The following is a 24,343-nucleotide window of genomic DNA, read 5'->3' on the forward strand; positions in this document are numbered from 1 at the left end:
TTCATGCTGCGCCGCAATAAGGTTTCAATGTTTACTGAAATGCCAGACATCAAAGTAGGGACAATCAATTCCGTAACCATCGGCCCTCTCACAGAAATTGCACAGGAGTAATCACTATGGAATGCACCGTCAGCTGGACCGGCGCAACAGGTACCCGTTCGGGCATGGGCTTTATTGCTGAAACCGGCAGTGGCCACATCCTCGCCATGGATGGCGCGCCCGACGAACGCAACCCCGCCAATGGCGGCCAGAACCTGGCCCCCCGCCCCATGGAAGCCCTGCTGGCTGGCACGGGCGGCTGCACCGCGTATGACGTGGTGCTTATCCTCAAACGCGGCCGCCACGATGTGCGCGGCTGCAGCGTCAAGCTCCAGGCCGAACGCGCAGAAGTCGAACCCAAGGTTTTCACCAAGATCAATATGCACTTCACCGTGACCGGCAAGGGCATACCCGCTGCGGCCGTCGAACGCGCCATTGCCATGAGCCACGAGAAGTACTGCTCGGCCAGCATCATGCTGGGCAAGACGGCCGAGATCACCACCAGCTTTGAGCTGGTTGAGGTGTAACAAGGTAGCAACTGCTGGCTTTCAATGCCTATCTGCACACACAAGCGCCTATATGGCGCTTTTTTTGTTTGTCTATCTACGGCAAAGAATTACACGAAAGTATTTGCACACTTTTTTCTCAACAAAGAATGCAAGCAAATGTCACGAATCTCTCAGCCAATCGAGGCCGGGCACACCTCATCCCGGGTGTTGCACCAAGACAACAAAAACCGCCGTTTTTTGCGTCGCGACATGGTTTTTCTTTGCGCAAGACGGCCCTCTCTGGTGCAATAGCCAGCAACTTCCCCACCAGGAGGTTGGCGCGTCTTGCAGCAGCTGCACCGCTTTATGCACCAGACACTGCAATGCGCCTTCAACAAACCTTGGAGTATCAAATGAAGAAATCTCTGATCGCTTTGGCAGCTGTTGCTGCTTCCGGCGCCGCAATGGCTCAATCTTCCGTCACCCTGTACGGCGTGGTGGACACATCCGTTGCTTACGTGAAGGGCGACAAAAGCGTTTCCGGCCTGCTGAACAGCGGCGCTGCTACCAGCCGTCTGGGCTTCCGCGGCGTGGAAGATCTGGGCAATGGCCTGAAGGCTGAGTTCGTTCTGGAAGGCCAAGTGGATCCTGACAACGGCACTGCTGGCGGCTTCAACTTCAAGCGTCAATCGACCGTGGGTCTGGCTGGTGAGTTCGGCCAAGTGCGTCTGGGCCGTGCTCTGACCGCTTCCTACAACGCTGTAAGCCGTTACGACGTGTTCGGCACCGTGGGTCTGGGCTCTACGCTGGCTTGGTCTGGTGCTGAAACTGGCTACCAAAACCGCTCCAACAACATGATCAGCTACATCTCGCCCAAGTTTGCTGGCTTTGGCGTGGGTATTGACTACGGTTTTGGCGAACAGAAAAAGAACAAGACCAACCGCTACATGGGCATTGGCGCCACCTATGACAACGGCCCTCTGAGCTTGGGTCTGGGTTACGACAAGCAAAACAACGGCTTGGGCGAACTGCCCAACGAAGACCTGAAGACTTGGCAGCTGGGTGGCTCTTATGACTTCGCAGTGGTCAAGCTGGCAGCTTTCTACAAGGAAACAAAGTACACCCAAATTTCTACCAACGGCAGCGAAAAGCTGAAGACTTGGAACCTGGGTGTTTCCGCCCCCGTGGGCGCCGCTGGTGTTGTAAAGGCTTCTTACAACAACTACAAGTTGTCTGATAGCTCCGAAAAGGCTCAGCAGTTCTCTCTGGGTTATGTGCACAGCCTGTCCAAGCGTACTGCTCTGTACGGCACATACTCCTACCTGAAGAACAAGAATGGCGCCGACTTTGAACTGAACGGTGCATTCGCTGGCGTGAACGGCGCTAACGACTCCGGCAAGATGCAAGGTGTTCAAGTTGGCGTTCGCCACGCTTTCTAATTGGTTGCAGGCCCAGGCCTGCTGCTAATGAAGCAATCAAAAGCCAGCCTTCGGGCTGGCTTTTTTACGTCTGGCACTTTTGTAGCCAAGGGAAAACCAGCGTGGTTTTCATGCCAGCGCATCTATTCGAACGCATGTGCTTTTCTAGAATGTTTTTTGCACCCATACCTATTCATTGGTTTCAAATCAAGGAGACAAAAGATGCAAAAAACAATTCTGGGAGCAGCCATTGCCGCCATCTGCGGCCTTGGCACATCCGCCGCCATGGCACAGCAAGCCTCTACCAGCAAGGTAGAGCTATGGGGTATTGCTGATGCGGCAATCCGCCACACCAATAATGAAGGGGCAGACAAAGGCAGCCTGACCAAAATGATTGGCGGCGGCATGTCCCAGAGCCGCTGGGGCATCAATGTGGAGGAAGACTTGGGCGGTGGCACCAAGGCGCTGGTACATCTGGAACACCGTTTTAATCTGGATACCGGTGAAAAAGATGCAACAGCACCTTTTTTCCAACTTTCCTATATTGGTCTGCAAGGTCCATATGGACGTCTGACCATGGGCCGCCAGTGGAACGTGCTGTTTGATGTAGTTTCTTCCACCTATGCATCCTTCCCCTACTCGCCTTATATGGATGCCTATAAGCCAGAGCTGGGAATGGCAGCTGGTGCGCGCACCAGCAATTCCCTGAAATATTTGCTGGCTACTCCTGATCGACGCTGGGTGGGTGCACTTCAGTACTCCTTTCATGAAGGCAATCAAAACACTAGCGCTGTAGAAAATACGCTAGCTGCTGCAGCCCCTGGTCTGATTAACAGCCAGCTACCTCCAGGAGCTCCGTCAGTGACTGGAGCAACAACATTAGGCCAAATAGCAAGTGCTATCGGCCCCCAAAATCTTGCCGCTCTGATGAGTGGAGTGAAATCCACCATCAATAATGCAGATCCTAACAGCCCCTTGGGCCAAGCTGTTGCACCTTCCCTCAGCCCTATAGCTACAGGTTCACTCAAAACATTTGGTGGTTTTTTACGCTATTCTCAAGATGGCATCTCTGTTGGCGGTGGTTATTTAAGAACGCACCTGCCAGCAGGGACCAAACTGGATGCCTGGACCTTAGGTGGCTCTTATCGCAAAGATAAGTTGTATGTGAACTTGGGTTATGGCTCCAACAAAATCAAAAATCAAGAAACCTTTAACCAAACAACCAACTCCACCATCTCTGATATTGCAAAATTTGAAGCACGCCGCCTTGTTGACCAAACCATTATCAATGGTTTTTGGCAAGGTCAAACCAATGGCGGCTTCTTAGCAGGTGATTCCGATAAGCGCACCATGTATAAATTGGGCTTTGGCTACCAGATTACCCCACAAATTAATGCTGGCATTCATTACTACCATGCCAAGCAAAAAGGTTCAGCCTCTGGCAATTACAACGGCAAGGCTGACTTTGTAGTGGCACTGGCCAATTACGCCTTCAGCAAGCGCACCGATGCCTACTTTGGTGTAGACCACACCAAGGTACGTGGTGGTGAGGATATGTACCTGGACCGCACCAGCAAAGCCCGCAGCCGCACAGGTATTACCGCCGGCCTGCGCCACCGCTTCTAAAAAAAGAGCCTCTCCAACAAAAAGCCGGCAAAAGCCGGTTTTTTGTTTTACAGCTCAGAGCGCTTGTTTTGCATATTATTCTGCAAATGTTTGAGCTTTTCTGACAAGGATTCACCCATATTCAAAGCGGCTGCTGTTGCCAGAATATCAATAATCAGCAAGTGCAAGAGACGGGATGCCATGGGCGTATAAAAGTCTGAACCTTCCAGATTATCAGCTGCCAGATGAATATGGCTGATCTGTGACAGTGGTGTATGGCTGGAGGTAATCGCAATAATGGTGGCCCCGTTGTTTTTGGCAATCTGCGCCACTTCCAGCAGATCTTTGGTGCGGCCAGAGTTAGAGATCAGGATGGCGCAGTCACCTTGTGCCAGCATGGTGGCACCAATCACCTGCAGGTGGGTGTCGCTGGAGGCATGGCTGCTGATGCCCAGACGCAAAAACTTGTGCTGCGCGTCCTGCGCCACCACGCCGGAGTTGCCTACGCCATAGATTTCCAGGCGTTTTTTCTTGCGCCAGGTATCCACAATGGCCTGCACAGCCTGCTCCACGGCCTGGGGTGAGGCGGCGTTGCGGTACTGCAAAAAGGCAGCCACCGAGTTATCGATTACCTTGACCAGCACATCTGCCGTCTTGTCATCGGCATCCACACTGCGGTGCACATAGGGTACGCCTTCGGCCACATTGCCTGCGAGCTTGAGCTTGAAGTCTGCCAGGCCGTCATAGCCCATGCTGCGGCAAAAACGCACCACGGTGGGCTTGCTGACATTGGCTTTTTCTGCCAGCTCGCGCACTGGCAGGCGTGCAAAGCTGTGTGGATCTGCCAGCACGAGGCGCCCCACCCTTTGCTCAGCGGGTGCCAGAGAAGGAAGAGATGCTGCAATTCGGTCAAGCATGGAAGGTCCAATCAGTCACACACGTAAAGCCGAGATTTTGCGCCACGAACAACAAACACACAGGCTCTCAGGCGTTGCAGACCGTGTAATCCCTGAAGCACACTACACTTGCCACACCTATAAAAACGCATAACGCCAGCGAGACCGCATGAACCAGCTCGAACAACTCAAGCAATACACCACGGTGGTGGCTGACACCGGCGATTTCCAGCAAATCGCCCAGTACCAGCCCCAGGATGCCACGACCAACCCCTCCCTGATTTTGAAGGCTGTGCAGCAGGCGCAGTACCAGCCCTTGCTGCAGGCCACCGCCAGCCAATGGCGTGATGCACCGCTGGATGAAGTGGTGGACCGTCTGCTGGTGAAGTTTGGCTGCGAAATTCTCTCTGTAGTGCCAGGCCGTGTCTCGACAGAAGTCGACGCGCGCCTGTCTTTTGACACCGCAGCCACCGTGGCGCGTGCGGAACGCCTCATTGCCCTGTACGAAGCCGCTGGTGTGCATATTGACCGCGTGCTGATCAAGATTGCCGCTACATGGGAAGGCATTGCCGCCGCACGCCAGCTGGAGCAACGCGGCATTCACACCAATCTGACCCTGCTGTTTTCCAAGGTGCAGGCTGTGGCCTGCGGGGATGCCAAGGTGCAGCTGATTTCCCCCTTTGTGGGCCGCATTTACGACTGGTACAAAAAGCAGGCTGGCGCGCAATGGGACGAAGCAGCGATGGCAGGTGCCAACGACCCCGGCGTGCGCTCCGTGCGGGCCATCTACGACTATTACAAGCGCTTTGGCATCACCACCGAAGTGATGGGGGCGAGCTTTCGCAACACGGGCCAGATTCTGGCGCTGGCGGGCTGTGATTTGCTGACCATCTCCCCCGACCTGCTGGCTCAGCTACAGCAGCAGGATGCGCCCGTCATCCAGGCATTGAGCCATGAAGCAGCCAAGCAGCAAGACCTAGAGCGTGAACACTATGACGAAGCCAGCTTCCGCCTGGCGCTGAATCAGGACGCCATGGCGACCGAAAAACTGGCCGAGGGCATTCGTGCCTTTGTGGCGGATGCGCAGAAGCTGGAACAGCTCATCCGCTCCGTTTAATCCCATCACCCCTACCAACTTTCCCAAGCCAGAGGCAGGCATGCAGCATGACCTGCCCGTGGAGACACCTCCCATGCACTCTGCCGTCATCAGCGGTACAGGCCTGTACCAGCCACCCTACACCATTACCAATGCGGAACTGGTTACTGCCTTCAACCAGTATGCCGATCTGCACAATCAGCGTTTTGCAGCTGAAATTTCCGCAGGCACACACACGCCCATGCAGCACTCCAGCGTGGAGTTCATTGAAAAAGCCTCGGGCATTCGCCAGCGTTATGTGCTGGAGAAAACCGGGGTGCTGGACCCGCTGCGCATGTATCCACGCTTTGAGGAGCGAGGTGACGAGCAGCTGTCGCTGATGGCAGAAATTGCCGTGTCTGCAGCCCAGCAGGCCATGCAGCAGGCGGGCAAGACGGGTGCGGACATTGATATGGTGCTGTGCGCCGCATCGAACATGCAGCGCGCCTACCCCGCCATGGCCGTAGAGATTCAGCAGGCGCTGGGTGCTGGTGGCTATGGTTTTGACATGAATGTGGCCTGCTCTTCGGCCACCTTTGCGCTGGAGCAGGCGGTCAATGCCGTGCGCTGCGGCTCGGCACGCTGCGTGCTGATCGTGAACCCTGAAATCACCTCCGCCCACCTGGAGTGGCGCGACCGCGACTGCCACTTTATTTTTGGCGATGTGTGCACCGCCATCATCGTGGAACGTGCAGAAACAGCCACCAGCGCCGACCGCTGGGAGGTGCTGGGCACACGGCTGGCCACACAGTTTTCCAACAACATCCGCAACAATTTCGGCTTCCTCAACCGCAGCGAAGACAGCGACCCTGCAGCACGCGACAAGACTTTCCGCCAGGAAGGCCGCAAGGTCTTCAAGGAAGTGGTGCCGATTGCAGCCGAGCACATTGCCACCCACCTGCAGCAGTTGGCCCATGCCCCTGCAGACATTCGCCGCTACTGGTTGCACCAGGCCAATCTGAGCATGAACCAGCTGGTGCTGAAAAAACTGGTCGGCGAAGCCACGGAAGACCGCGCGCCACTGATTCTGGATGAGTTTGCGAACACGGCCTCTGCAGGCTCTATCATCGCCTTCCACAAGCACCGTAACGATCTGGTCCCCGGGGACCTCGGCGTCATCTGCTCTTTTGGTGCTGGGTATTCGGTGGGCAGTGTCGTCGTGCGCAAACAGTAAGCGGAGCACAAGGTTTGGTTTGCCATACAAAGCCTGAATGGGCGCAACTCAAGGCCCACTTTCACAGCATGGAGGGGGGGCTGGATTTACAGGCTGCATTCAGGCAGGACCCGCAGCGCCTGGCACATCTGAGCCAGCAGGCCCCGCACGTGTTTGCTGACCTGTCCAAGAACTGGATGCTGCCGCAGACCGAAGTGCTGCTTTCTGCGCTGGCACAGGCCTGCGAGGTGCATGCCCTGCGCGATGCCATGCTGGCAGGCCAGACCATTAACAACACCGAGTCCCGCGCAGTCATGCACTGGCTGCTGCGCACACCACGCGATGGTGGTTTGCTACGAACGCACCCTGTGGTGCAGCAATGGACGCCGCAAATGCAGCAGGCGCTGCAGTCCGTGCACGACACACTGGATGCCATGCTCACCCTGGCGGAGCAGGTGCGCGCCAACCCACAAATCACCGATGTGGTCAATATTGGCATTGGCGGCTCACACCTGGGGCCGGAAGTCGTCGTGCAGGCGCTGGAAGACTGGGTGGATGGCGACAAGCATTTCCACTTTGTCTCCAACGTGGACGGGCATGAACTGGGGCATGTGCTGCGCAAGGTGCGGCCGGAAAACACGCTGTTTCTGATTGCTTCCAAGTCCTTCACTACGGCAGAGACCATGCTCAACGCGCGCTCTGCACGGGAATGGTTTCTGGCACACGGCGGCAGCCCGCACCCGCAGGATGCCTGCAGCATCGACCAGCACTTTGTCGCACTCACCACCAACACCGAAGCGGCCGCGGAATTTGGCATTTCACGCACCCTTGGCTTCTGGGACTGGGTGGGTGGGCGTTTTTCACTGTGGTCGGCCATTGGCCTGCCGATTGCGATTGCCATTGGTGCCGAGCAGTTTCGCCAGATGCTGCAGGGCGCACACGCAATGGATGCGCATTTTTTCTCAGCCCCCGATGCGCAGAACCTGCCTATGCGGCTGGGGCTGCTGGATGTGTGGAACCGCAACTTCTGCGGTTTTGGCAGCCGCTGCATTGCGCCCTACAGCCACGGGCTGCGCAGGCTCACGGCTTATCTGCAGCAGCTGGAGATGGAAAGCAATGGCAAGGGCGTCACCCGCGATGGGCACAAGCTGCCAGTAGCTACAGCACCCATTGTCTGGGGCGAGCCCGGCACCAATGGCCAGCACGCATTTTTTCAGATGCTGCACCAGGGGCCAGATGTCATTCCCGTGGAATTCATTGCGCTGCGTGATGGCGGTAAATACCTGGGGGCACACCACCAAAGCCTGGTCATCAACGCCATTGCCCAGGCCCAGGCACTGATGGAAGGCCGCTCCGGGGATGGCGCAGAGCGTGACTGCCCCGGCAACCGCCCCAGCACTTTCCTGCTGCTGCAGGCGCTGGACCCAGCCTCGCTGGGCGCTTTGATCGCGCTGTATGAGCACCGCATTTTTGTCTCTGGCGCAGTCTGGGGCATCAACAGCTTTGATCAATGGGGTGTAGAGCTGGGCAAAAAGCTGGCGCAGCAGCTGCGTGCACGCCAGCAGAGCCAGGACTGGACAGGGGTTGACCCCTCCACCGTGGCGCTGATGCAGCGGCTGGCGGAGTCTCCCGTCAACGGCAACTAAGCCTGCAAAGGGCCTTACAGCTGGTTTAGATCCGGCTTTTCGTGCAGCGCAGCGTTGAGCTGGTCGATCACGATGGCCCAGTCATCATCGCAGTACAGCCTTTCGCGCAGCATCTGCGCCTGCTGCTGCGTCCAGCAGGGTGCCTCATGCAGCAACATGCCTTCTGGCAGGGGGCTGTGGTGCGCAATGAACTGCTGGATGCTGGCGGGGTCATTGGGCAGGCCCAGCTGCGCAAAGAGTTCCGTAAATCCGGGCTGAGATTCACCGGGGATCAAAGACATAAGCCAACTCCTTTGCAGTCATGTTGTGGGGTGGGAAGTGCATGGTAAAGCGCCCTGCATCCGTGTACGCGTCAGACCATGGCGATAGACACTGCCTTGGCCACCAGATAGGCCTCCAGTGCTTCTGTGCCACCTTCTGAACCATAGCCGGAATCCTTCACTCCACCAAATGGCATTTCGGCCGATGCCACAGCAGGCTGGTTGATCCACAGCATGCCGGTTTCCACCTGCTGGCTCAGCAGCTGCGCATGCTTGAGCGAGGAGGTAAAGGCATACGCCGCCAGCCCATAAGGCAGGCGATTGGCTTCGGCAATGGCTTCTTCCAGCTTGTCAAAGGTGCGCAGCGCCACCACGGGGCCAAAGGGCTCGTTGTTGAACACATCGGCCTCCAGCGGCACATTGGCCAGCACCGTGGGTGCATAGAAGTTGCCCACATCGCTCAAGGTCTTGCCGCCTAGCAGCAGCTGGGCCCCTTTGGCCTGCGCATTGGCAACCAGCGACTGCATGGCGGTGATGCGGCGTGGGTTGGCCAGCGGCCCCATCTTGGTGTCTGGGTCCAGGCCATTGCCCACCTTGATGGCTGCGAAGTAGTCCACCATTTTTTCTGTAAACGCTTTTTCCAGGCTGCGGTGCACCAGAAAGCGGGTCGGAGAAATACAGACCTGCCCGGCATTGCGCAGCTTGGAGGCACCCACGGCTTTGACGGCCAGATCCACGTCTGCATCTTCGGCAATGATGACCGGCGCGTGACCGCCCAGCTCCATGGTGCAGCGCTTCATGTGCGCACCTGCCATGGCCGCCAGCTGCTTGCCCACGGCCGTGGAACCCGTAAACGTCACCTTGCGGATGGTGGGGTGGGGGATCAGGTAGCTGGAAATCTCAGCTGGGTCGCCATAGACCAGTCCGATCACACCCGCAGGCACGCCTGCATCCACAAAGCACTGGAACAGCGCAGCAGGCGATGCCGGCGTTTCTTCCGGTGCCTTGCACAGAAAGGAGCAGCCCGTTGCCAGCGCTGCGCTGATCTTGCGCACGATCTGGTTGACCGGAAAGTTCCAGGGCGTAAAGGCGGCCACAGGGCCCACAGGCTCCTTGATCACCAGCTGCTGCACATCACTGCGGCGTGCGGGCACGATGCGGCCGTACAGACGCAGTGCCTCATCCGCAAACCATTCAATGATGCCCACGCCAGCCAGCACTTCGGCACGGGCTTCGGCCAGTGGCTTGCCTTGCTCCTGCGTGAGCAGCGCAGCAATCTGGTCGGCACGCTCCTTGAGCAGAGCTGCCGCCTTGCGCATGGTGGCCTGGCGCTCATGGGCGCTGGTGTTGCGCCAGATGGCAAAGCCTTTTTCAGCGGCGGCCAGGGCGCGGTCCAGGTCTTCCTTCCCTGCATGGGCCAGCTGGCCAATCACTTCACCCGTGGCGGGGTTGCGCACGGCAATGGTCTTGCCGCTGGCTGCGTTCTGCCATTGGCCGTCGATGAGCAATTGGGTGTCGGGGTAGGTCTGGCTCATGGTGCTTGCACTCGCTGAAGAGAAAGGTGAAAACTGGTTGGCAGAATTTCAAAATAGATAGCTGCTTGCGCTTGAACTACAAGCATTTCAATGCAAAAACATTTGCAAATCCTGTATTTATCAGCGCTAGCTGCTTCACTTTTAAAAATCCAGGTGACCACCCATTGTAGAAGGCGCTGCTCGCAGCGCCATAGTGGGATGTACGGTACACATGCCTGACACCTTAACGTACCTGCCTTGTAAAGGCTGTCATCCATGTGCGGATACGGTTCACCCAAAAAGAAGCCCACCGAAGTGGGCAAAGGACCATGTACCAACTGCCATGGCACACGGAAGAACGCTGTACAAAAGCCAAGCTGCGCCTTACTGACTGAGCTTGAGCGAGCCTTTCATCATCGATGCATGACCGGGGAAAGAGCAGAAAAAGCTGTAGCTCTCGCCTGCGGCAAGCTTTCCCACATCAAGTGTCAGTGTGTCGCTTTCTCCACCGCCGATGAGCTTGGAGTTCGCCAGCACACGGCCATCGCCAGGCTTGAGGTAGTCGTTGGAGACTCCTGCACTGATACCGTCTTTCGCCACTGCGGCCATGTCTGCTGTCTTGGTGATCACCACGTTATGCCCCATGGCTGCCTTGGGCAGCTTGCCCACATGCTTGAGCGTGATGTCAAAGCTTTTGCAGGAGCTGGGCACTTGCAGGCTCTTCACATTGAACTGCATGGCGTCATTGCTTTCCACGGTCACGGCGCAGTCTGAGGCCATGACAACCGGTGTCACCAGCAGGCCCGCCACAGCGATGGCCGATGCGCACATTACGCGCTTCATTGTCTTCATACACATTCCTTGGCTGCAGGCAGTGGCACAGCAGTACATGCTGCCCGCAGCAATACAACCTTACTTCACGACGTTCTTGCCGCCACGCGCAGCCACCACTTCAATTTCCACCAGCCATGCGGGGTTGGCCAGTGCGGCGATTTCAAATGCAGAGCGTGCGGGCAGGTTGGGCTGCTCGGCCGTGCCAAAGAACTGGGTGTAGCCCTTCATGAAACCCGCAAAGTCCATCTTGTTGCCCTTAGCTGGATCCTTGACCAGGAAGACCTGCATCTTGATCACGTCCGACATGCTCAGACCCATGCTCTTGAGCTGGGCCTCAATGCTCTTGAGCACATTGACTGTCTGGCCTTCGGTATCACCGCCATAGGCAGCTGGGTCTGTGGCTGGCTTGCTCTTATCCAGCATGGCTGGCACCTTGCCCGACAGATAGACCGTACTGACGCCGGGCGAAACCTCCACGGCATTGGAGATGGGAAAGCTCGAGCCGGGGATCTTGTAACGCGTGACTTCACCCGTTGGTACGCCGTTGGTGGCGCAGCCGCTCAGCACCGCAGCAGCCAGAAGACCCGCAACCATCACAGGAGTGCGCAAAGACATGGAATTACCTCTTTCTCTCAAAACATTGCTCATCGCCCCGCAGCCCAGCTGGAACACGGGGCCGGGGGATTACTTGCGGAAGAGCTTGACGTCTTCTGCCGTCACGGTGTCAGTGAACTGATTGCCAAAATTGCTGCGCACATAGTTCACCACTTCTGCTACCTGTGCATCGTCCAGTCGATGGGCAAAGCCAGGCATGCCATGCAGGCCATTCATGACCACACCCACCGGATACGCAGCTGCAGCCAGCTTTTCATTGCCCGCCAGTGCAGGGTAAAAACCCACCTCGGCAGCACCTTGCCCCTGGGGCATGTGGCAGCCCTGGCAAATGGCCTGGTAGATCTTTTCCCCATCACGCTGGGTGTTCAGGCGACGGTCGCTGGAAAAGCCCGCCTTGAGGGCTTCAACCTGTGTGTCAGCAATCGCCAGTACCTCGGCAGCAGTGCCTGTCACAGGCCCTGCGAAAGCGGACAGACTGGCCATGCTTGCCAGCACCACTACGGCCACAGACAGACCACGGTGCAACTTCTTTGTGCTCATAGCGTTCATTCCTTTCAAGTGGCCTGACTCAGACATTCACGGCCTTGGCGTGCAGGCGCTGCACAGCGTCGAGGGCAGACAGCACGGCACCTTCCTGCCATGCGGGAATGAAGGAGATATGCTCGCCAGCCAGCACCAGACGGTTGTCAATCTGCGCCATGTTGTCGTAGTGCTGCGCGCGCAGGTTGTCGTTCCATGCGCCATAGCAGCCCTGAGTCCAGGGTGTGCGGTGCCATGCCACAGACACGCCGTTCAGGAATTCCTGCTTGTACTGCGGATGAATCTGGCTACCCCACTCCAAGGCCAGACGGACCCGCTCCTTGGGCGTCAGCGAAGCCAAGCGATAGGCATTGGTGTTGTCAAAGGCATATGCCCCCAGCAGCACAGCAGGGCCGGGCTTCATATAGTCGTTGGATGGGTAGGAAATCTGCTGAATCGGCAGGTCCGTCGAGGTAATTCCACCGTAGATGCGCTCATCCTCTTCCCAGAAACGTCGCTTGAATTCCAGACCCACCTTGACCGAACTGCCGTATGGCAAGGCCTCAATGGCGGCGCGCATCTTGTCGCCCACCTGAATGTCCATCTGCGCCAGGATAGAAGCAGGAATCGTGCAGACACACCAGTCGGCAGTCACCTGCTGCTGTACGCCATTGCGGGTATAGCTCACGGTGACGGACTTTTCATCCTGTGCAATCTTGCTCACCTTGGCGTTGTACTGAATCGCCTTGCCCAGATCCTTGGCCATGGCCTGAGGCAGCATGTCCATGCCGCCCTTGGGCTGGAAAATGGTGCTGTGGAATTCCGTCAGATTGCCCGAGCCGATCTGCCCCCACAGGTTGGACTGCAGCACTTCACTCACACCAATGGGCTGCGATGCCTTGGCACGTGGCATCAGACCGCCACCATGGTCCACATCAAAGCCGCGGTATTCGCTGGTGTGCAGGCTGGCCACATAGCGATAGTCCTTATCCAGCGCTCCTGTGCTCTTCAGGCTGGCCAGCAGCTTTTCTGCATCTTCCTTGCTGATGACCGTATCCAGAGCGCCTTGGTTGACCGCCTTGGCCAACAGCTCGGCCGTGTGTCCACGGTAATCCGTTGCGATATGACGGAAGCGCTGTGGCTTGCCACCAAAAGCCTTGCTGTTGTGCACATAGGCGTTGTGATTGACCTGGTTGAACACATCCAGCTCAATGCCATAGCGACGGTACAGATCCATCATGGCATGGTGGTTGTGGGGCACACGCCAGGGCCCTGGGTTCAGATAATTCCCCTTGGCAAAGCCAACGGTCTGGGTCGTGCCATCCAGCTCGGTAAAAGTGTCACCGCCACGCAGTGTCCAAGCACGGCCACCAGCGCGATTCTGGTATTCCAGCACTGTGACCTTGTAGCCCGCATTGCGCAGCTCAATGGCGGCAAGCATGCCTGCCAGGCCTGCGCCCAGCACCACTACGGATGCGCCAGGCTTTGCCTTGCTGAGCTTGATGGGGCCGGAATACGAAGATTCAGCGGCATGGCCCAGAGTACCCATGGCGGAGTACATGGCTGCGCCACCTGCCATATGGCCAATCATGGTGAGGAGTTTTCGCCGTGTCAGTGGTGTTTTTTCTTCTGGCATAGAACAGAGTTTTCGGTTTTCGACACGCAAACTACCGCATGTCTTGACCATTTGTCGCAACAGTCGTGCCAGCTTGTGCACTGTCGGCATCTATCCTCTAGGCTCTAGGCTCTAGGCTCTAGGCTCTAGGCTCTAGGCTCTAGGCTCTAGGCTCTAGGCTCTAGGCTCTAGGCTCTAGGCTCTAGGCATCAGCATTCACAGAAACATCTGCACCAAAATGCACTGAACCGCATCAGGCAATGCCCTAATGTGCACGCACTAACGCCGAGAAATGGTGCACGACACATGTGTGTGAAAAAAGGCCTGCATCTGCAGGCCTTGTGGAGCGCATGTAAGGCAACGCAGCGTGCGTTAATCGATTTTTGCGCCCGACTCATCCACCACTTTTTTCCAGTGCGCCAGCTCTGCAGGCAAGCTGGCTGCAAAGCTTTGTGGGTTGGACTGCACGGGCTCCGCACCCAGCGTCTTCAGGCGCTCCTGCATGGCGGGGGTAGCCAGCACGCGAGAGATCTCGGTATAGACCTTGTCGATGATGGGCTGGGGTGTGCCTGCAGGGGCAAACAGGCCGTACCAGGACGTCACGGCCAGATCCTTCAGCACAGGAATTTCAGGTGCCAGCGGTGTCGGCTTGTCCGACGCCACACCCAGCACACGCAGCTTGCCGCTGCTCACGAACGGCATGACGCCGGGGAAGCTGCCAAAGGTCACGGGCAGCTGGCCCGCCACCACATCGGTCGCTGCCGCTGCAGCCCCCTTGTAGGGCACATGCAGCATTTCCACGCCCTTTTGCTTCTTGAGCATCTCGCCCAGCAAGTGATTCAGCGTGCCATTGCCGGCCGAGGCGTATTCCACCTTATAGGGATTAGCTTTGGCATAGGCCACCAGCTCGTCGAAGGTCGTGGCAGGAAACTGTGGATTGACCACCAGCAGATACGGCGCCACAGCCAGCTGCATCACGGGGGTGAAGTCTTTGATGGGGTCAAACCCCGTGCGCGAATACAGCGCAGGGTTGATGGTGTGTGCGCTTTGCGCCGTCACCAGAAAGGTATAACCATCGGGCGCGCTGCGTGCTACCTGGCCCGTTCCCACGTTACCGTTGGCACCCGCACGGTTTTCCACGATCACGGGCTGGCCCAGCGAGTTTTCCAGGCTTTGCGCTACGGCACGCGCAATCACGTCATTGGCACCGCCGGGGTTTTGTGGCACCACAAAGGTAATGGGCTTGGTGGGCCAGCTGTCCTGCGCCCAGGCGGCAGGTGCAGCCATAGAGACCACGCTGGCAACGGCCAGCGCCAAAGCATGGCGGCGAGAAAAAGCGGAATGCACAGGCATCACAACTCCAAGTACGTCAATGGGAAACACACCGCTGCGCACAGCGGTGATGGAAACGGACTTGCTGCTTGTGGCGTGCAAGAAAAATTGCGCAGGCGTGTGGCCCAGGCTGCGCAATGACAAGACCGCTGGCACGAGGGTGTTCGCAGGCAGCAGGCTTGGAAGAAGATGGGACGAATCATAGGCAAGCCACCCGCTGCCCCATAGCAAAACAGAGGTGTCTGCCAGTGTTCTGTCAGACTCCGGGCTGTTCAGCGCCCGTTCAGCACTGCGACGGCCTCATCACGCAGCAGGCCTTCTTCTACGCGCACCGCAGGTTGTGCAGGCTCCAGCACCTCAGCGCAGCGTGCAGGCAGAACCGGCCCTCCCAGAGCGTCACCAATATCTTGCGTGCTGGCTGCAAACACCACACGTTTGATCCCCGCCCAGAACATGGCACCGCTGCACATAGCGCAGGGTTCTCCGCTGGCAAATACGGCTGCTCCATGCAGACGCTCTGGGCCAAACCGCTGCGTAGCCTCTCGTACGAGGACCACTTCGGCATGGGCTGTGCAGTCACCCGTGCTGTTTTGCCGGTTGGGTGAGGTGTGCAGGATCTCACCCTCAGACGACACCAGTGCTGCTCCAAACGGTGTATCGCCAGCTGCACGGGCCTGGCGTGCGGCCTCCATCGCCAGTTGCATGGCCTGCACTTCTGTTGCAGTGAATGACATGGGCATCTCCTTGTTCATACCCACCAGCAACGCTGGTGGATGGGGCTACAACAACACCAACCCTGGCGGCAAGCTGTCGCCCAGGCTGCGTTGCTGGTCTTGGGCATCCATCTGTACCACGCGCTCCACCAACTCCAGCCAGCGCTGTGGCGCACCGGCTGCACGCATTTTGTCCAGCACCTGCTGGCGCACGCTGTCGGGAAAGTCACGCGCTACGTCGCCCGTCATGCGGGTGATCTGCACGGCAGCAAACATGGCGGTTTCGTTTTTGCGCCAATCTTGCGCCAATGTGGCGTCGAGAAACTCCTGCGCAGCCGAAGGTGGCATCACCAGGTGCGCATTCGCGGCCAGCGACTGGCGGGCTGCCAAGCGGCCCAGTGCCCACCAGGTCTGTACGGATTCATCCGGTCGCTGGAGGCGCTGCAGCATCCACTGCCCCATCTCCTGCCGGTACTGCCAGGGCACGGCTTCCATGGCAGCAAACAGGCGCAGCATGTCGTCATAGCTGCCATGACTGCTCTTGCCTCCGTTGCGCACCGTGGCCTGCTGCACGGTCTTTTGCATGGCGGCAGCCACGGCTTCCAGCACCTGCATCTGCTGTGCTTCGTTCAGGCCTGCCGCCACACGGCGCCAGAACACCCACCATTCCGTCCAGCTGGCAGTGTCCCGGGCGTGTCCCAGCCCCTGCGCATACAAAGCCCAGACCTGCTGCATGCGCCAGCTGTCCAGCTCCGCCCCCACGCCGGGGCGCAAGCACCAGCCTGCAAGGTTGAACCACACGCGCTCATGGTCGGCCGTGCGGCGGCGGCGCTTGGCACGGGCCAGCAAAGTATCAAACAGTGCGCGCAGCAGCGCCACATTCCAGCTGTCCCGCGCGCCCAACACCTTTTCGAGCGACTGGCGCAGCTGGCGCACGTCCTTGGACGTGACGTCCTTGGCCTGGGTGCCAAAGATGCGCTCTATCAGCGCCACCGCTTCAGGCAGTTTGCTGCTTGCAGGTTGCAAGCCTTTTTGGCCGCTAGCGCTTGCTGCATCTGCGCTGACAGCTATGTTTTCTGTTGCAGCATTGCCCACCGCGCCACGCACACTGAACGGCAGCAGCCATGATTGCGCCGCATCGGCCACGCCCTCCACCACACGCACGCAGCGCACCTCCAGCGTGCCGACTTCGGTCATGCAGGCCTGCAACTGCACCTCGACCTGCGCCAGCGCCTTGCCTTCGGGCGCAGGCAGCACGGTGGACAGCGCGGGCAGTTCCACCCAGCCTTCGCCCTGCAGCGGCTGCAATTGCCCCGCCTGCGCAGCCAGCTGGCTGTTATTGGCCAGCAGCACAAAGCGCACGGCCTGCCCCAGCCTGAGCGCAAAGCGCCGGCCCGTCAGCACCATGCGCACGCCCTCTTCCGTGCCCTTGGGCAACAGGCAGACCAGCTGCGGCGCGGCATTGGTCTTGCCCGGCAGCAGCAGCCAGTAACTGCGGGCCGAGCCACCACCAATCGAGGGAACTATGGAAGGTATAGCTGTCAGCGCTTGTCCTGCCTGCGCTAGCGCCTGATTTTGTTCTGAAACTTGCCGGGCCTGTTCACGCGCCAGGCCATAGGCCGCAGCGCCGCGTGCCACGGCCCAGTCCGGGTGCGGGTTATGCAGCACACGCACGGGGCTGCCCCGCCAGTCGCAGAGCTGCTGCGTCAGGCGCTGCACCAGCGCATGCGCATGGAACACGCCGCCATTGAGCAGCACGGTATCTGGCAGTGCCTCACCTGCATGCTGGCGCAGAAACTGCGCGAGATGGCGCGAAATGGCCGCATCCGCCGGATACGGCAGGCCAAAGCCGCGCAGCGCGCTCTGGCGCTTGATCGGCACATCCGTCAGCGCCACCTGCGGCAGAAACCCCTGCACCACCCACTGCTGCACCTGTTCCCGCGTGAGCGTGGCGGACTTGGTGCCGCCCAGCAGCTTGCTGCCGCTGCCCAGCAGCGTGACCGTGACTTGCTCGGGTGCATCCTGCGCCAGCAGCTGCTCCTTGGCCATACGGCAGCGCTGCACCAGCTGCGCAAAGCGCGCGGCGGTGAGCTTCTGGCCTTCTCCTGTCAGCTGTTGCTCCAGCTGGTGGGCCAGCGCCAGATCCATGTTGTCGCCGCCAAGCATCAAGTGTTCACCCACGGCTGTGCGCGTAAGGGTCGGCAGGCCGCCATCGGCAGCAGGTTCCACGCGGATCAGCGTCAAGTCCGTCGTGCCGCCGCCCACGTCCACCACCAGCACCAGGCGGCTGGCTGCCAGCTGCTGCGCAAGCTGCTCGCCCTGCAGCACCAGCCAGTCGTGAAAGGCGGCCTTGGGCTCTTCCAGCAGCTGGACGCGCTCCAGGCCTGCGAGCTTCGCAGCCTCCAGCGTCAGCGCACGTGCGCCTTCGTCAAATGAAGCGGGCACGGTGAGCACCACCACCTGTGCATGCAGCGGCGCGGCGGGGTGTGCTCTGTCCCATGTGGTCTTGATGTGTGCGAGGTAGGAGGCCGATGCCGCCAGCGGTGAGATCTTGGCCACATCGTCCCCTGCCCCCCAGGGCAGGATGGCGGCCGTGCGGTCAACGCCTGCATGTGAAAGCCAGCTTTTGGCACTGACCACCAGCCGGCTGGGCACTGCCGCGCCCAGTTCACGGGCCCAGCGGCCGATCACGGCTGGGGCTTGCTCACTCGCCCCCTGCGCCACCCACGGCTGCTGCCAGGCATCGCCCAGCTCCCCCGGCGCCGCCTGGTAGCGCACCGAGGGCAGCAGCGCCTCTTGACGCACTTCCGTAGCAGAGATGCGCTGCGGCACCTGCAGCAAGGCAATGTCCAGCACCTGCCCGCCAATCGGCACACTGGCCACCACCGTGTGGCTGGTACCAAGGTCAATGCCGATGATGAATTGCGGTGCAGACGGATGCATGAAGTCTCAAAAACAAACCAAAAAGTGGCGCGATCGTAGCAAGAGTGCCCCCTGCTTGAAGCAGCATCGGCAGAGACCCTGTATCACGTTTGTCACGCGGTCCCTGGCCCAGCGTTCCATCGCAGCTCACAGCCACGCAATCCACAACGCCGACAGCAGCAGGCAGATCAGCGCCACGGGCAGACCCGCCTTGGCAAAGTCCATGAACGAGATGTTCACACCACTGGCCTTGGCCTGCTCCACCACCACAATGCCGGCCAGGCTGCCAAAAATCACCATATTGCTGGAGAAGCCCGTGCCCAGTGCCAGTGCGGCGCACAGCGCATCCGAGTTCGCGCCTGCCTGAAGGTAAGGAACCAGCAGCATCACGGCGGGGTTGTTGCCCACGATATTGCTCAGCACCGCGCTGGTCCAGAACAAAGACTGCGGTGCATCCAGATTCACACCCATGTGCTTCAGATCACCCAGCACCTGCTGCGGCAGGCCCGTGACCGCCATGGCGGCATTCACCACAAACAGGCCCATGATGAGCAGCAGCAAATTGCCATCGACTTCCTGGAGCACATCGCTGGAGGCAATACTGCGGTTCACCAGCAAGATGCCGGCTGCACCCAGCGCCACAATTTCCTGGGGCCAGATATCAAGCACAAACAGCACCACCGTCACTGCCATCACCAGCGCAGCCTTGAGTGTTTCTGTCACATTCAGCACTACAGGGGTAGCCTGCGCGGCGGCTGATGCCGAGGCTGCCTGCTGCGGCAAAGTCCAGCGCCCGCGATACAGCCAGGCCACCACACCCCAGACGATCACCAGCGAGCCCAGTGCAGGCACACCCGCAAGCTTGAGCAATTCCACAAACGACACATCCAGCGCCTGCGCGGCGATCATGTTCTGCGGACTGCCAATCATGGTGCCCACCGAGCCTGCATTGGCCGCAAAGCAAAAGGCCAGCAGGAAAGGAATCGGATTCAGCCCCCGCGTCAGCGTGATAGACACCAGCAGCGGTGTCATGGCCACCACCACCACATCATTGGTCAACATGGACGACAGCACGCCACTGACCAGCACAAACACGGCCAGCAGCTTGGCCGGACTGATGGGCAGCAAGGCCACCTTCTGCGCCGTCCACGCATAAAAGCCCGAGACCGCAAATGCGCCAGAAATCACCATCAGTCCGAACAGCAGCCCCAGCGTCTTGTAATCCATGGCCTGCCACGCTGCCTGCGCCGAAATACTGCCCAGCGCCATCATGGCCAGCGCTCCCACCACCGCCGCGCCGGTGCGGTCTATCTTGAAGCCCGGCAGCTTGCCAAAGCCCATGGCGATATAGACCAGAATAAAAATCAGCAGCGTCACGTTCATAGCTTGTTTCTTATGTGATGTGTGTTCCAGAAGCATGCAGCCTAGCTGCGGCCCGCACCTGCCAGCCAGCTGAGGGCAGACATACCTGTGCCACTAGGTCACACCTCATCAAGGCAGTTTGGAGACAGCCTCTGCGCCAGCGCCTGCCACATAGGGCAGCTGCCCGATGCCATCAATACAGAACTGCACCCCCATGCAGATCAGCAAAAAGCCCATTACCCGTGACATGGCATCAATACCGTGCGGGCCCATCTTGACCACGATGCGAGGCGCTGCCCGCAGACAGGCCCAGAAAATCACACCCAGCATCACGGCCACCACCACAGGTGCCAGCCACCACACCCATGCGGCATATTCCGCACGTACCTGCTGCATTTGAGAAGACGCGCTAAGCACCATCGCCATGCTGCCCGGCCCGGCCGTTCCGGGCAGTGCCAGGGGCACAAAGGCAATATTGGCCAGCTGCGGCTGCTCCGCACCTGCACCAGAGTCTGCATCCGGCTTCGGAAACAGCATGCTGAATCCGATGAACGCAATGATCAGTCCGCCTGCAATACGAATTCCCGGCATGGAAATATCCAGCGCATGGATCAGCGTGTGGCCGATGTAATAGGTGACCAGCAAAATGCCGACCACATAACAGGCCGCCTGGAAGATTTGCCGGTTTTTCTCCTGTCGCGGCAAGTGCTTGCCCATGGTGACCAGCAAGGTCATCGAGGTCATGGGGTTGGCCATTGGCAGCATCACAGCCATGCCCGTCCCTACCAGCTTGAAAAATTCAACCACCTCCAGCATGCAAGCACCTTCACTCTGTCAACACATTTGAAAAAAACACCTTGAACTGCCCCTGCCCTGCTCAACGCACGGGCAAGTTCTCAGCTGATGGCGAGGGCGCCGCTGCATCGCGCTGGACGTACAAAGTCTGCGTCGGATACGCAAAATCCGCCCCGTGCTTTTGCACAATCTCGATGATCTGCAGATACACCTCCTGCTGAATGCCCAGCCACTCGGCCCACTTGGTGGTCTTGGTAAAGCAGTACACCATGACGTTCAGCGAAGAATCCGCAAACGCATCGAAGTACACGAGGATGGTCTGTGTCTGATCAATGTCCGGGTGATGGCGCAGCATCTGGTCAATGTCCTGCACGATAGCCCGCACCTTGCCCGCATCTTCATAGCGCAGACCAATTTCGGTGCTGATGCGGCGGTTGGTCATGCGGCCCGGGTTTTCCACGCTGATGGAAGAAAACAGCGAGTTCGGCACGTACAGCGGCCGGTTGTCAAACGTCATGATCTTGGTGAGCCGCCAGCCAATTTCCACCACCGTGCCTTCAATCTGGCGGTCGGGCGAGGAGATCCAGTCACCAATATTGAACTGGCGGTCAAAGTACAGCATGGTGCCGGAAAAGACATTGCTCAGAATGTCCTTGCTGGCCATGCCGATGGCAATACCGCCAATGCCACCAAAGGCCAGCAAACCAGACATGCTGAGCCCAAAGCGCTCCCCAAAAAAGAGCAGCATGATGATGAAGATGCCAAACTTCATCACCCGCCCGATCATGTGGGCAGAGGTCGGGTCGCGGCCCTTGCTGATCTGCTTGTTCTCCAGCCGGTTAATCAGCATGGACAGCTGGTACATGAACAGACCGACGATGAGGATGACCGTGACCACATCCACAGCGCCGGGGGAAATCCAGTTGAGCTGATAGTCCACGATGGCCATGCGCACATAGTGCCGCGCAACGCCCAGCGCGCAGAACATGAAAGACAGCTGCACCGCATGCACGATGATGCTGCGTGACCAGCTGCGGCGGCGACGCTCCAGCCAGCTGAGGCTGAGGGCCGCGAGCAGGCACACCAGCAACAATCCAGCCCCAAACAGGTATTGACCCAAGCTTGCGTGGTCTTCCACCTTGTCTCCTCAAAGGCCGAGCACAGGCAGGTTCGGCATCTGCAAGCGCAGGTACAGCACCTGCCGGAGCATTATAGAAATTGCAGCACCAGCGACTGCGTAGGAGAGGCGGCACGCCCAAGCAATGCGGTATGCATCAGGGCATTCCCTTGGTCATACGCAGACTGCATGACGTTCTTCCATTTCATCGTTATGCCCTGACAGCTAATTGCTTGATAGTTGACGTAATCGTTTGACGATGTGTGCATCTTCGTGCTCAAGCCGTCCCTGCTGGGAGACACAAGAGACGGCACGAAGATTGCATGACCATGCCATAACAAGGAGTCCTCTATGCGTCAGTTTTCCGCCCGTATAACTTTGGCATGCGCTGCAGTCATGGCAGCCTTTGGTGCACAGGCACAGTCTCCCGCCACGCTGGACAAGATCCAGCAGCAAGGCAAGGTGGTGATTGGTGTGCGCGAAAGCTCAGCCCCCATGGCCTATGCACTGGGCGGCAACCACAAGTTCGTCGGCTACCACGTGGAGCTGTGCGAGAAGGTGCTGGCCAAAGTCGTTCCTCAGGCCAAGATTGAATACATGGCCATGACAGCACAGAACACCCTGCCGCTGGTGCAGAACGGCACGGTGGATCTGGGCTGTGGCCCCACCACCAACAACATGGGCCGCCAGAAGCAGGTGGCGTTTTCCGTCACCACCTATGTGAGCGAAGTACGCATGGCCGTGCCTGCAGACTCACCTATCACCTCCTTCAAGCAGCTGGATGGCAAAACTCTGGCCGCCTCGGCTGGCACCACGGCGGTGCAGCTGCTGCGCAAATATGCCAAGGACAACAACGTCGAGCTGCCGCTGCAATTGGGCAAGGACCACTTTGAAAGCTTCATGCTGCTGGAAGCCGGCCGTGCCGAAGCCTTTGTGCTGGATGACAACCTGCTCGCAGGCGTGATTGCCAACTCCAAGAATCCCGATGGCTACAAGATCGTGGGTGAAGTGCTCGGTGCAGAACCGATTGCGCTGGTGATGCGCAAGGATGACCCGGCCTTCAAGCAAGCCGTGGATGCGGCGCTGATAGAGATGATGAAGTCCGGCGAAGTGGCCAGCATCTACGACAAATGGTTCATGCAGCCCATCCCACCCAAGGACAAGCCTCTGAACCTGCCCATGGGCGAAACCCTGAAGCAATTGCTGCAAGAGCCCAACGACAAGCCACTGGAGGCTTACACCTCCTGATGACCGTCGTGCAGACCGCGGATGCACGCGGCGGTCTGCAGACAGACTCTGTGTGATGGGAATGCCACGGAAAGGATGTTTGCATGATGGATCGTCGTGATTTTGTTCTCGCCAGCATGGCGGCGCTGGGGCTCAGCCAGACATGGGCGCAGGCGCAGTGGCCACAAAAGCCCGTGCGCGTCGTCATCCCCTACACCGCAGGAGGGGTGACTGACAGCGTGGGCCGCAAGCTGCTGGAGCAGATGAGCCAGGCTCTAGGCCAGAACTTCATGGCAGAAAACAAAGGTGGTGCTGGCGGCACGGTCGGCATGGCAGAAGTAGCCAAAGCCCCGGCCGATGGCTATACGCTGGCGCTGAGCGCCATCAGCCCGCTGACGCTGTCACCGCATCTGATGAAACTGCCTTATGACCCGTTCAAGGACATTGTGGCCGTCGCGCCCATGATGTATTCACCGGTCTATGTGCTGGGCACCACGGCCTTCAGCGGCAAGAGCTGGGATGACCTGATTGCCCAGGCGAAAGCAAAGCCCGGCAGCATCCGGATTGCGACCTCTGGTGTGGGCTCGGTAGGTCACATCATGGTGGAGCAGATTCAGGCGCAGACAGGTGTCGAACTGGTGCACGTGCCCTACAAGGGAGTAAGCCAGGTGGTCACAGATGCTGCTGGCGCGCACTTTGAAGTCATGCTGGGCAACCCTTTCCCCACTATCAATGCACTGATTGAGCAGGGCAAGCTGCAGGTACTTGCCACCACAGGCCCGCAGCGTGCACCCAACCAGCCACAGGTACCGACGCTGGCTGAACTGGGTGTGCCACAGGCCAATCTCACCTCCATGTTTGGCTTCATGGCTCCGGCAGGCACGCCTGAAGCCATTCTCGAGCAGATCAAGCAACTGGTGCAGACCCACATCCGCACGCCAGACATTCAGGCCATCCTGCAGTCCACTGACAATATCGCGCTCTTTCAAAGCAGAGAGGAGTTTGCCGACCTGCTGCGCAAGGAAAGTGCCAACAACGCCGCGATCATTGAAAAAGCAGGGATTCGCATGTAAGCCGCGCAGAGCTGGCCTCCCGCCTCAAAGAAGCTGCCAAGGCTACTTCTTTATGCCCGCCTATC

21 protein-coding genes are annotated in these 24,343 nt (G+C 58.9%); 8 read left to right on the top strand and 13 right to left on the bottom strand.

The features are described from left to right. Nucleotides 1-116: 116 nt before the first annotated feature. The 3 genes from F7P80_RS10755 to F7P80_RS10765 all read left to right on the top strand — a co-directional run bounded on the left by F7P80_RS10755 (nucleotide 117) and on the right by F7P80_RS10765 (nucleotide 3,571). A complete protein-coding gene (locus F7P80_RS10755) occupies nucleotides 117-566 on the top strand; it encodes an OsmC family protein (RefSeq protein WP_054065163.1) in 450 nt (149 codons plus the stop codon). Between the two features lie 374 nt (nucleotides 567-940). Beyond that, the gene (locus F7P80_RS10760) at nucleotides 941-1,966 is read left to right on the top strand and encodes a porin (RefSeq protein ID WP_151044675.1); all 1,026 of its coding nucleotides are present in this window, start codon (nucleotides 941-943) and stop codon (nucleotides 1,964-1,966) included. A gap of 201 nt (nucleotides 1,967-2,167) precedes the next feature. Next, nucleotides 2,168-3,571: a porin gene (locus F7P80_RS10765; protein WP_170265362.1), complete on the top strand. Its 1,404-nt coding sequence runs from the start codon at nucleotides 2,168-2,170 to the stop codon at nucleotides 3,569-3,571. Between the two features lie 47 nt (nucleotides 3,572-3,618). Here F7P80_RS10765 and F7P80_RS10770 read toward each other — a convergent pair whose 3' ends face one another. Further along, complete coding sequence (locus F7P80_RS10770) at nucleotides 3,619-4,467, bottom strand: MurR/RpiR family transcriptional regulator (protein WP_058879535.1); 849 nt, start codon at nucleotides 4,465-4,467, stop codon at nucleotides 3,619-3,621. A 148-nt stretch (nucleotides 4,468-4,615) separates the two neighbouring features. Here F7P80_RS10770 and tal point away from each other — a divergent pair, with 148 nt between their 5' ends. The 3 genes from tal (at nucleotide 4,616) to pgi (ending at nucleotide 8,380) form a co-directional block, all read left to right on the top strand. Continuing rightward, nucleotides 4,616-5,563 carry a transaldolase gene (gene tal / locus F7P80_RS10775; RefSeq protein ID WP_058879536.1) on the top strand — a complete coding sequence of 316 codons (948 nt, stop codon included), beginning with the start codon at nucleotides 4,616-4,618 and terminating at the stop codon, nucleotides 5,561-5,563. Between the two features lie 73 nt (nucleotides 5,564-5,636). Beyond that, nucleotides 5,637-6,755 carry a beta-ketoacyl-ACP synthase III gene (locus F7P80_RS10780; RefSeq protein WP_151044708.1) on the top strand — a complete coding sequence of 373 codons (1,119 nt, stop codon included), beginning with the start codon at nucleotides 5,637-5,639 and terminating at the stop codon, nucleotides 6,753-6,755. A 14-nt stretch (nucleotides 6,756-6,769) separates the two neighbouring features. Further along, on the top strand, nucleotides 6,770-8,380 hold the full coding sequence (gene pgi, locus F7P80_RS10785) for a glucose-6-phosphate isomerase (RefSeq protein ID WP_058879537.1): 1,611 nt from the start codon (nucleotides 6,770-6,772) through the stop codon (nucleotides 8,378-8,380). 14 nt (nucleotides 8,381-8,394) lie between these two features. Here the strand turns inward: pgi and F7P80_RS10790 are convergent, their stop codons facing one another. From F7P80_RS10790 to F7P80_RS10845, 12 genes are all read right to left on the bottom strand, one after another. Then, nucleotides 8,395-8,661 (bottom strand): DUF2789 family protein, encoded by a 267-nt coding sequence (locus F7P80_RS10790; RefSeq protein WP_054065157.1) that lies wholly within the window; start codon nucleotides 8,659-8,661, stop codon nucleotides 8,395-8,397. Nucleotides 8,662-8,732: 71 nt separating this feature from the next. Beyond that, a complete protein-coding gene (locus F7P80_RS10795; RefSeq protein WP_151044679.1) occupies nucleotides 8,733-10,175 on the bottom strand; it encodes an NAD-dependent succinate-semialdehyde dehydrogenase in 1,443 nt (480 codons plus the stop codon). Nucleotides 10,176-10,538: 363 nt separating this feature from the next. Beyond that, the gene (gene azu / locus F7P80_RS10800) at nucleotides 10,539-10,997 is read right to left on the bottom strand and encodes an azurin (protein ID WP_151044710.1); all 459 of its coding nucleotides are present in this window, start codon (nucleotides 10,995-10,997) and stop codon (nucleotides 10,539-10,541) included. 69 nt (nucleotides 10,998-11,066) lie between these two features. Next, nucleotides 11,067-11,603: a RidA family protein gene (locus F7P80_RS10805; protein ID WP_211372014.1), complete on the bottom strand. Its 537-nt coding sequence runs from the start codon at nucleotides 11,601-11,603 to the stop codon at nucleotides 11,067-11,069. 69 nt (nucleotides 11,604-11,672) lie between these two features. Further along, entirely contained in the window at nucleotides 11,673-12,143 is a 471-nt protein-coding gene (locus F7P80_RS10810) for a c-type cytochrome (protein WP_054065154.1), read from the bottom strand. A 28-nt stretch (nucleotides 12,144-12,171) separates the two neighbouring features. Beyond that, the gene (locus tag F7P80_RS10815) at nucleotides 12,172-13,758 is read right to left on the bottom strand and encodes a flavin monoamine oxidase family protein (RefSeq protein WP_054065153.1); all 1,587 of its coding nucleotides are present in this window, start codon (nucleotides 13,756-13,758) and stop codon (nucleotides 12,172-12,174) included. A 351-nt stretch (nucleotides 13,759-14,109) separates the two neighbouring features. Next, on the bottom strand, nucleotides 14,110-15,090 hold the full coding sequence (locus F7P80_RS10820; protein ID WP_054065152.1) for a Bug family tripartite tricarboxylate transporter substrate binding protein: 981 nt from the start codon (nucleotides 15,088-15,090) through the stop codon (nucleotides 14,110-14,112). A 251-nt stretch (nucleotides 15,091-15,341) separates the two neighbouring features. After that, entirely contained in the window at nucleotides 15,342-15,803 is a 462-nt protein-coding gene (locus F7P80_RS10825) for a nucleoside deaminase (RefSeq protein WP_151044681.1), read from the bottom strand. Nucleotides 15,804-15,848: 45 nt separating this feature from the next. After that, the gene (locus F7P80_RS10830; protein ID WP_151044683.1) at nucleotides 15,849-18,725 is read right to left on the bottom strand and encodes an Hsp70 family protein; all 2,877 of its coding nucleotides are present in this window, start codon (nucleotides 18,723-18,725) and stop codon (nucleotides 15,849-15,851) included. A gap of 126 nt (nucleotides 18,726-18,851) precedes the next feature. After that, on the bottom strand, nucleotides 18,852-20,087 hold the full coding sequence (locus F7P80_RS10835) for an ArsB/NhaD family transporter (RefSeq protein ID WP_151044685.1): 1,236 nt from the start codon (nucleotides 20,085-20,087) through the stop codon (nucleotides 18,852-18,854). A 108-nt stretch (nucleotides 20,088-20,195) separates the two neighbouring features. Continuing rightward, nucleotides 20,196-20,882: a MarC family NAAT transporter gene (locus F7P80_RS10840; RefSeq protein ID WP_054065148.1), complete on the bottom strand. Its 687-nt coding sequence runs from the start codon at nucleotides 20,880-20,882 to the stop codon at nucleotides 20,196-20,198. 61 nt (nucleotides 20,883-20,943) lie between these two features. Then, the gene (locus F7P80_RS10845; RefSeq protein WP_054065147.1) at nucleotides 20,944-21,999 is read right to left on the bottom strand and encodes a mechanosensitive ion channel family protein; all 1,056 of its coding nucleotides are present in this window, start codon (nucleotides 21,997-21,999) and stop codon (nucleotides 20,944-20,946) included. A 330-nt stretch (nucleotides 22,000-22,329) separates the two neighbouring features. On the opposite strand from F7P80_RS10845, the gene F7P80_RS10850 reads away from it, so the two are divergent. Both F7P80_RS10850 and F7P80_RS10855 read left to right on the top strand, forming a co-directional pair. Beyond that, the gene (locus tag F7P80_RS10850) at nucleotides 22,330-23,226 is read left to right on the top strand and encodes a transporter substrate-binding domain-containing protein (protein ID WP_054065145.1); all 897 of its coding nucleotides are present in this window, start codon (nucleotides 22,330-22,332) and stop codon (nucleotides 23,224-23,226) included. 83 nt (nucleotides 23,227-23,309) lie between these two features. Continuing rightward, entirely contained in the window at nucleotides 23,310-24,278 is a 969-nt protein-coding gene (locus tag F7P80_RS10855) for a Bug family tripartite tricarboxylate transporter substrate binding protein (protein ID WP_151044687.1), read from the top strand. Nucleotides 24,279-24,343: the final 65 nt, after the last annotated feature.

It is taken from the genome of Comamonas kerstersii (genome assembly GCF_008801935.1).
GTDB classification, from domain to species: Bacteria; Pseudomonadota; Gammaproteobacteria; order Burkholderiales; family Burkholderiaceae_C; genus Comamonas; species Comamonas kerstersii.

What these genes read in the sequence shown, in the direction of transcription:
- F7P80_RS10765 (WP_170265362.1), top strand. Translation starts at nt 2,168, where the DNA reads ATGCAAAAAACAATTCTGGGAGCAGCCATTGCCGCCATCTGCGGCCTT.
- F7P80_RS10760 (WP_151044675.1), top strand. Translation starts at nt 941, where the DNA reads ATGAAGAAATCTCTGATCGCTTTGGCAGCTGTTGCTGCTTCCGGCGCC.
- F7P80_RS10755 (WP_054065163.1), top strand. Translation starts at nt 117, where the DNA reads ATGGAATGCACCGTCAGCTGGACCGGCGCAACAGGTACCCGTTCGGGC.
- F7P80_RS10790 (WP_054065157.1), bottom strand. Translation starts at nt 8,661, where the DNA reads ATGTCTTTGATCCCCGGTGAATCTCAGCCCGGATTTACGGAACTCTTT.
- F7P80_RS10835 (WP_151044685.1), bottom strand. Translation starts at nt 20,087, where the DNA reads ATGAACGTGACGCTGCTGATTTTTATTCTGGTCTATATCGCCATGGGC.
- F7P80_RS10780 (WP_151044708.1), top strand. Translation starts at nt 5,637, where the DNA reads ATGCACTCTGCCGTCATCAGCGGTACAGGCCTGTACCAGCCACCCTAC.
- F7P80_RS10795 (WP_151044679.1), bottom strand. Translation starts at nt 10,175, where the DNA reads ATGAGCCAGACCTACCCCGACACCCAATTGCTCATCGACGGCCAATGG.
- F7P80_RS10815 (WP_054065153.1), bottom strand. Translation starts at nt 13,758, where the DNA reads ATGCCAGAAGAAAAAACACCACTGACACGGCGAAAACTCCTCACCATG.
- F7P80_RS10805 (WP_211372014.1), bottom strand. Translation starts at nt 11,603, where the DNA reads ATGTCTTTGCGCACTCCTGTGATGGTTGCGGGTCTTCTGGCTGCTGCG.
- F7P80_RS10850 (WP_054065145.1), top strand. Translation starts at nt 22,330, where the DNA reads ATGCGTCAGTTTTCCGCCCGTATAACTTTGGCATGCGCTGCAGTCATG.
- F7P80_RS10820 (WP_054065152.1), bottom strand. Translation starts at nt 15,090, where the DNA reads ATGCCTGTGCATTCCGCTTTTTCTCGCCGCCATGCTTTGGCGCTGGCC.
- F7P80_RS10810 (WP_054065154.1), bottom strand. Translation starts at nt 12,143, where the DNA reads ATGAGCACAAAGAAGTTGCACCGTGGTCTGTCTGTGGCCGTAGTGGTG.
- azu (WP_151044710.1), bottom strand. Translation starts at nt 10,997, where the DNA reads ATGAAGCGCGTAATGTGCGCATCGGCCATCGCTGTGGCGGGCCTGCTG.
- F7P80_RS10855 (WP_151044687.1), top strand. Translation starts at nt 23,310, where the DNA reads ATGATGGATCGTCGTGATTTTGTTCTCGCCAGCATGGCGGCGCTGGGG.
- F7P80_RS10840 (WP_054065148.1), bottom strand. Translation starts at nt 20,882, where the DNA reads ATGCTGGAGGTGGTTGAATTTTTCAAGCTGGTAGGGACGGGCATGGCT.
- F7P80_RS10770 (WP_058879535.1), bottom strand. Translation starts at nt 4,467, where the DNA reads ATGCTTGACCGAATTGCAGCATCTCTTCCTTCTCTGGCACCCGCTGAG.
- F7P80_RS10830 (WP_151044683.1), bottom strand. Translation starts at nt 18,725, where the DNA reads ATGCATCCGTCTGCACCGCAATTCATCATCGGCATTGACCTTGGTACC.
- tal (WP_058879536.1), top strand. Translation starts at nt 4,616, where the DNA reads ATGAACCAGCTCGAACAACTCAAGCAATACACCACGGTGGTGGCTGAC.
- F7P80_RS10825 (WP_151044681.1), bottom strand. Translation starts at nt 15,803, where the DNA reads ATGTCATTCACTGCAACAGAAGTGCAGGCCATGCAACTGGCGATGGAG.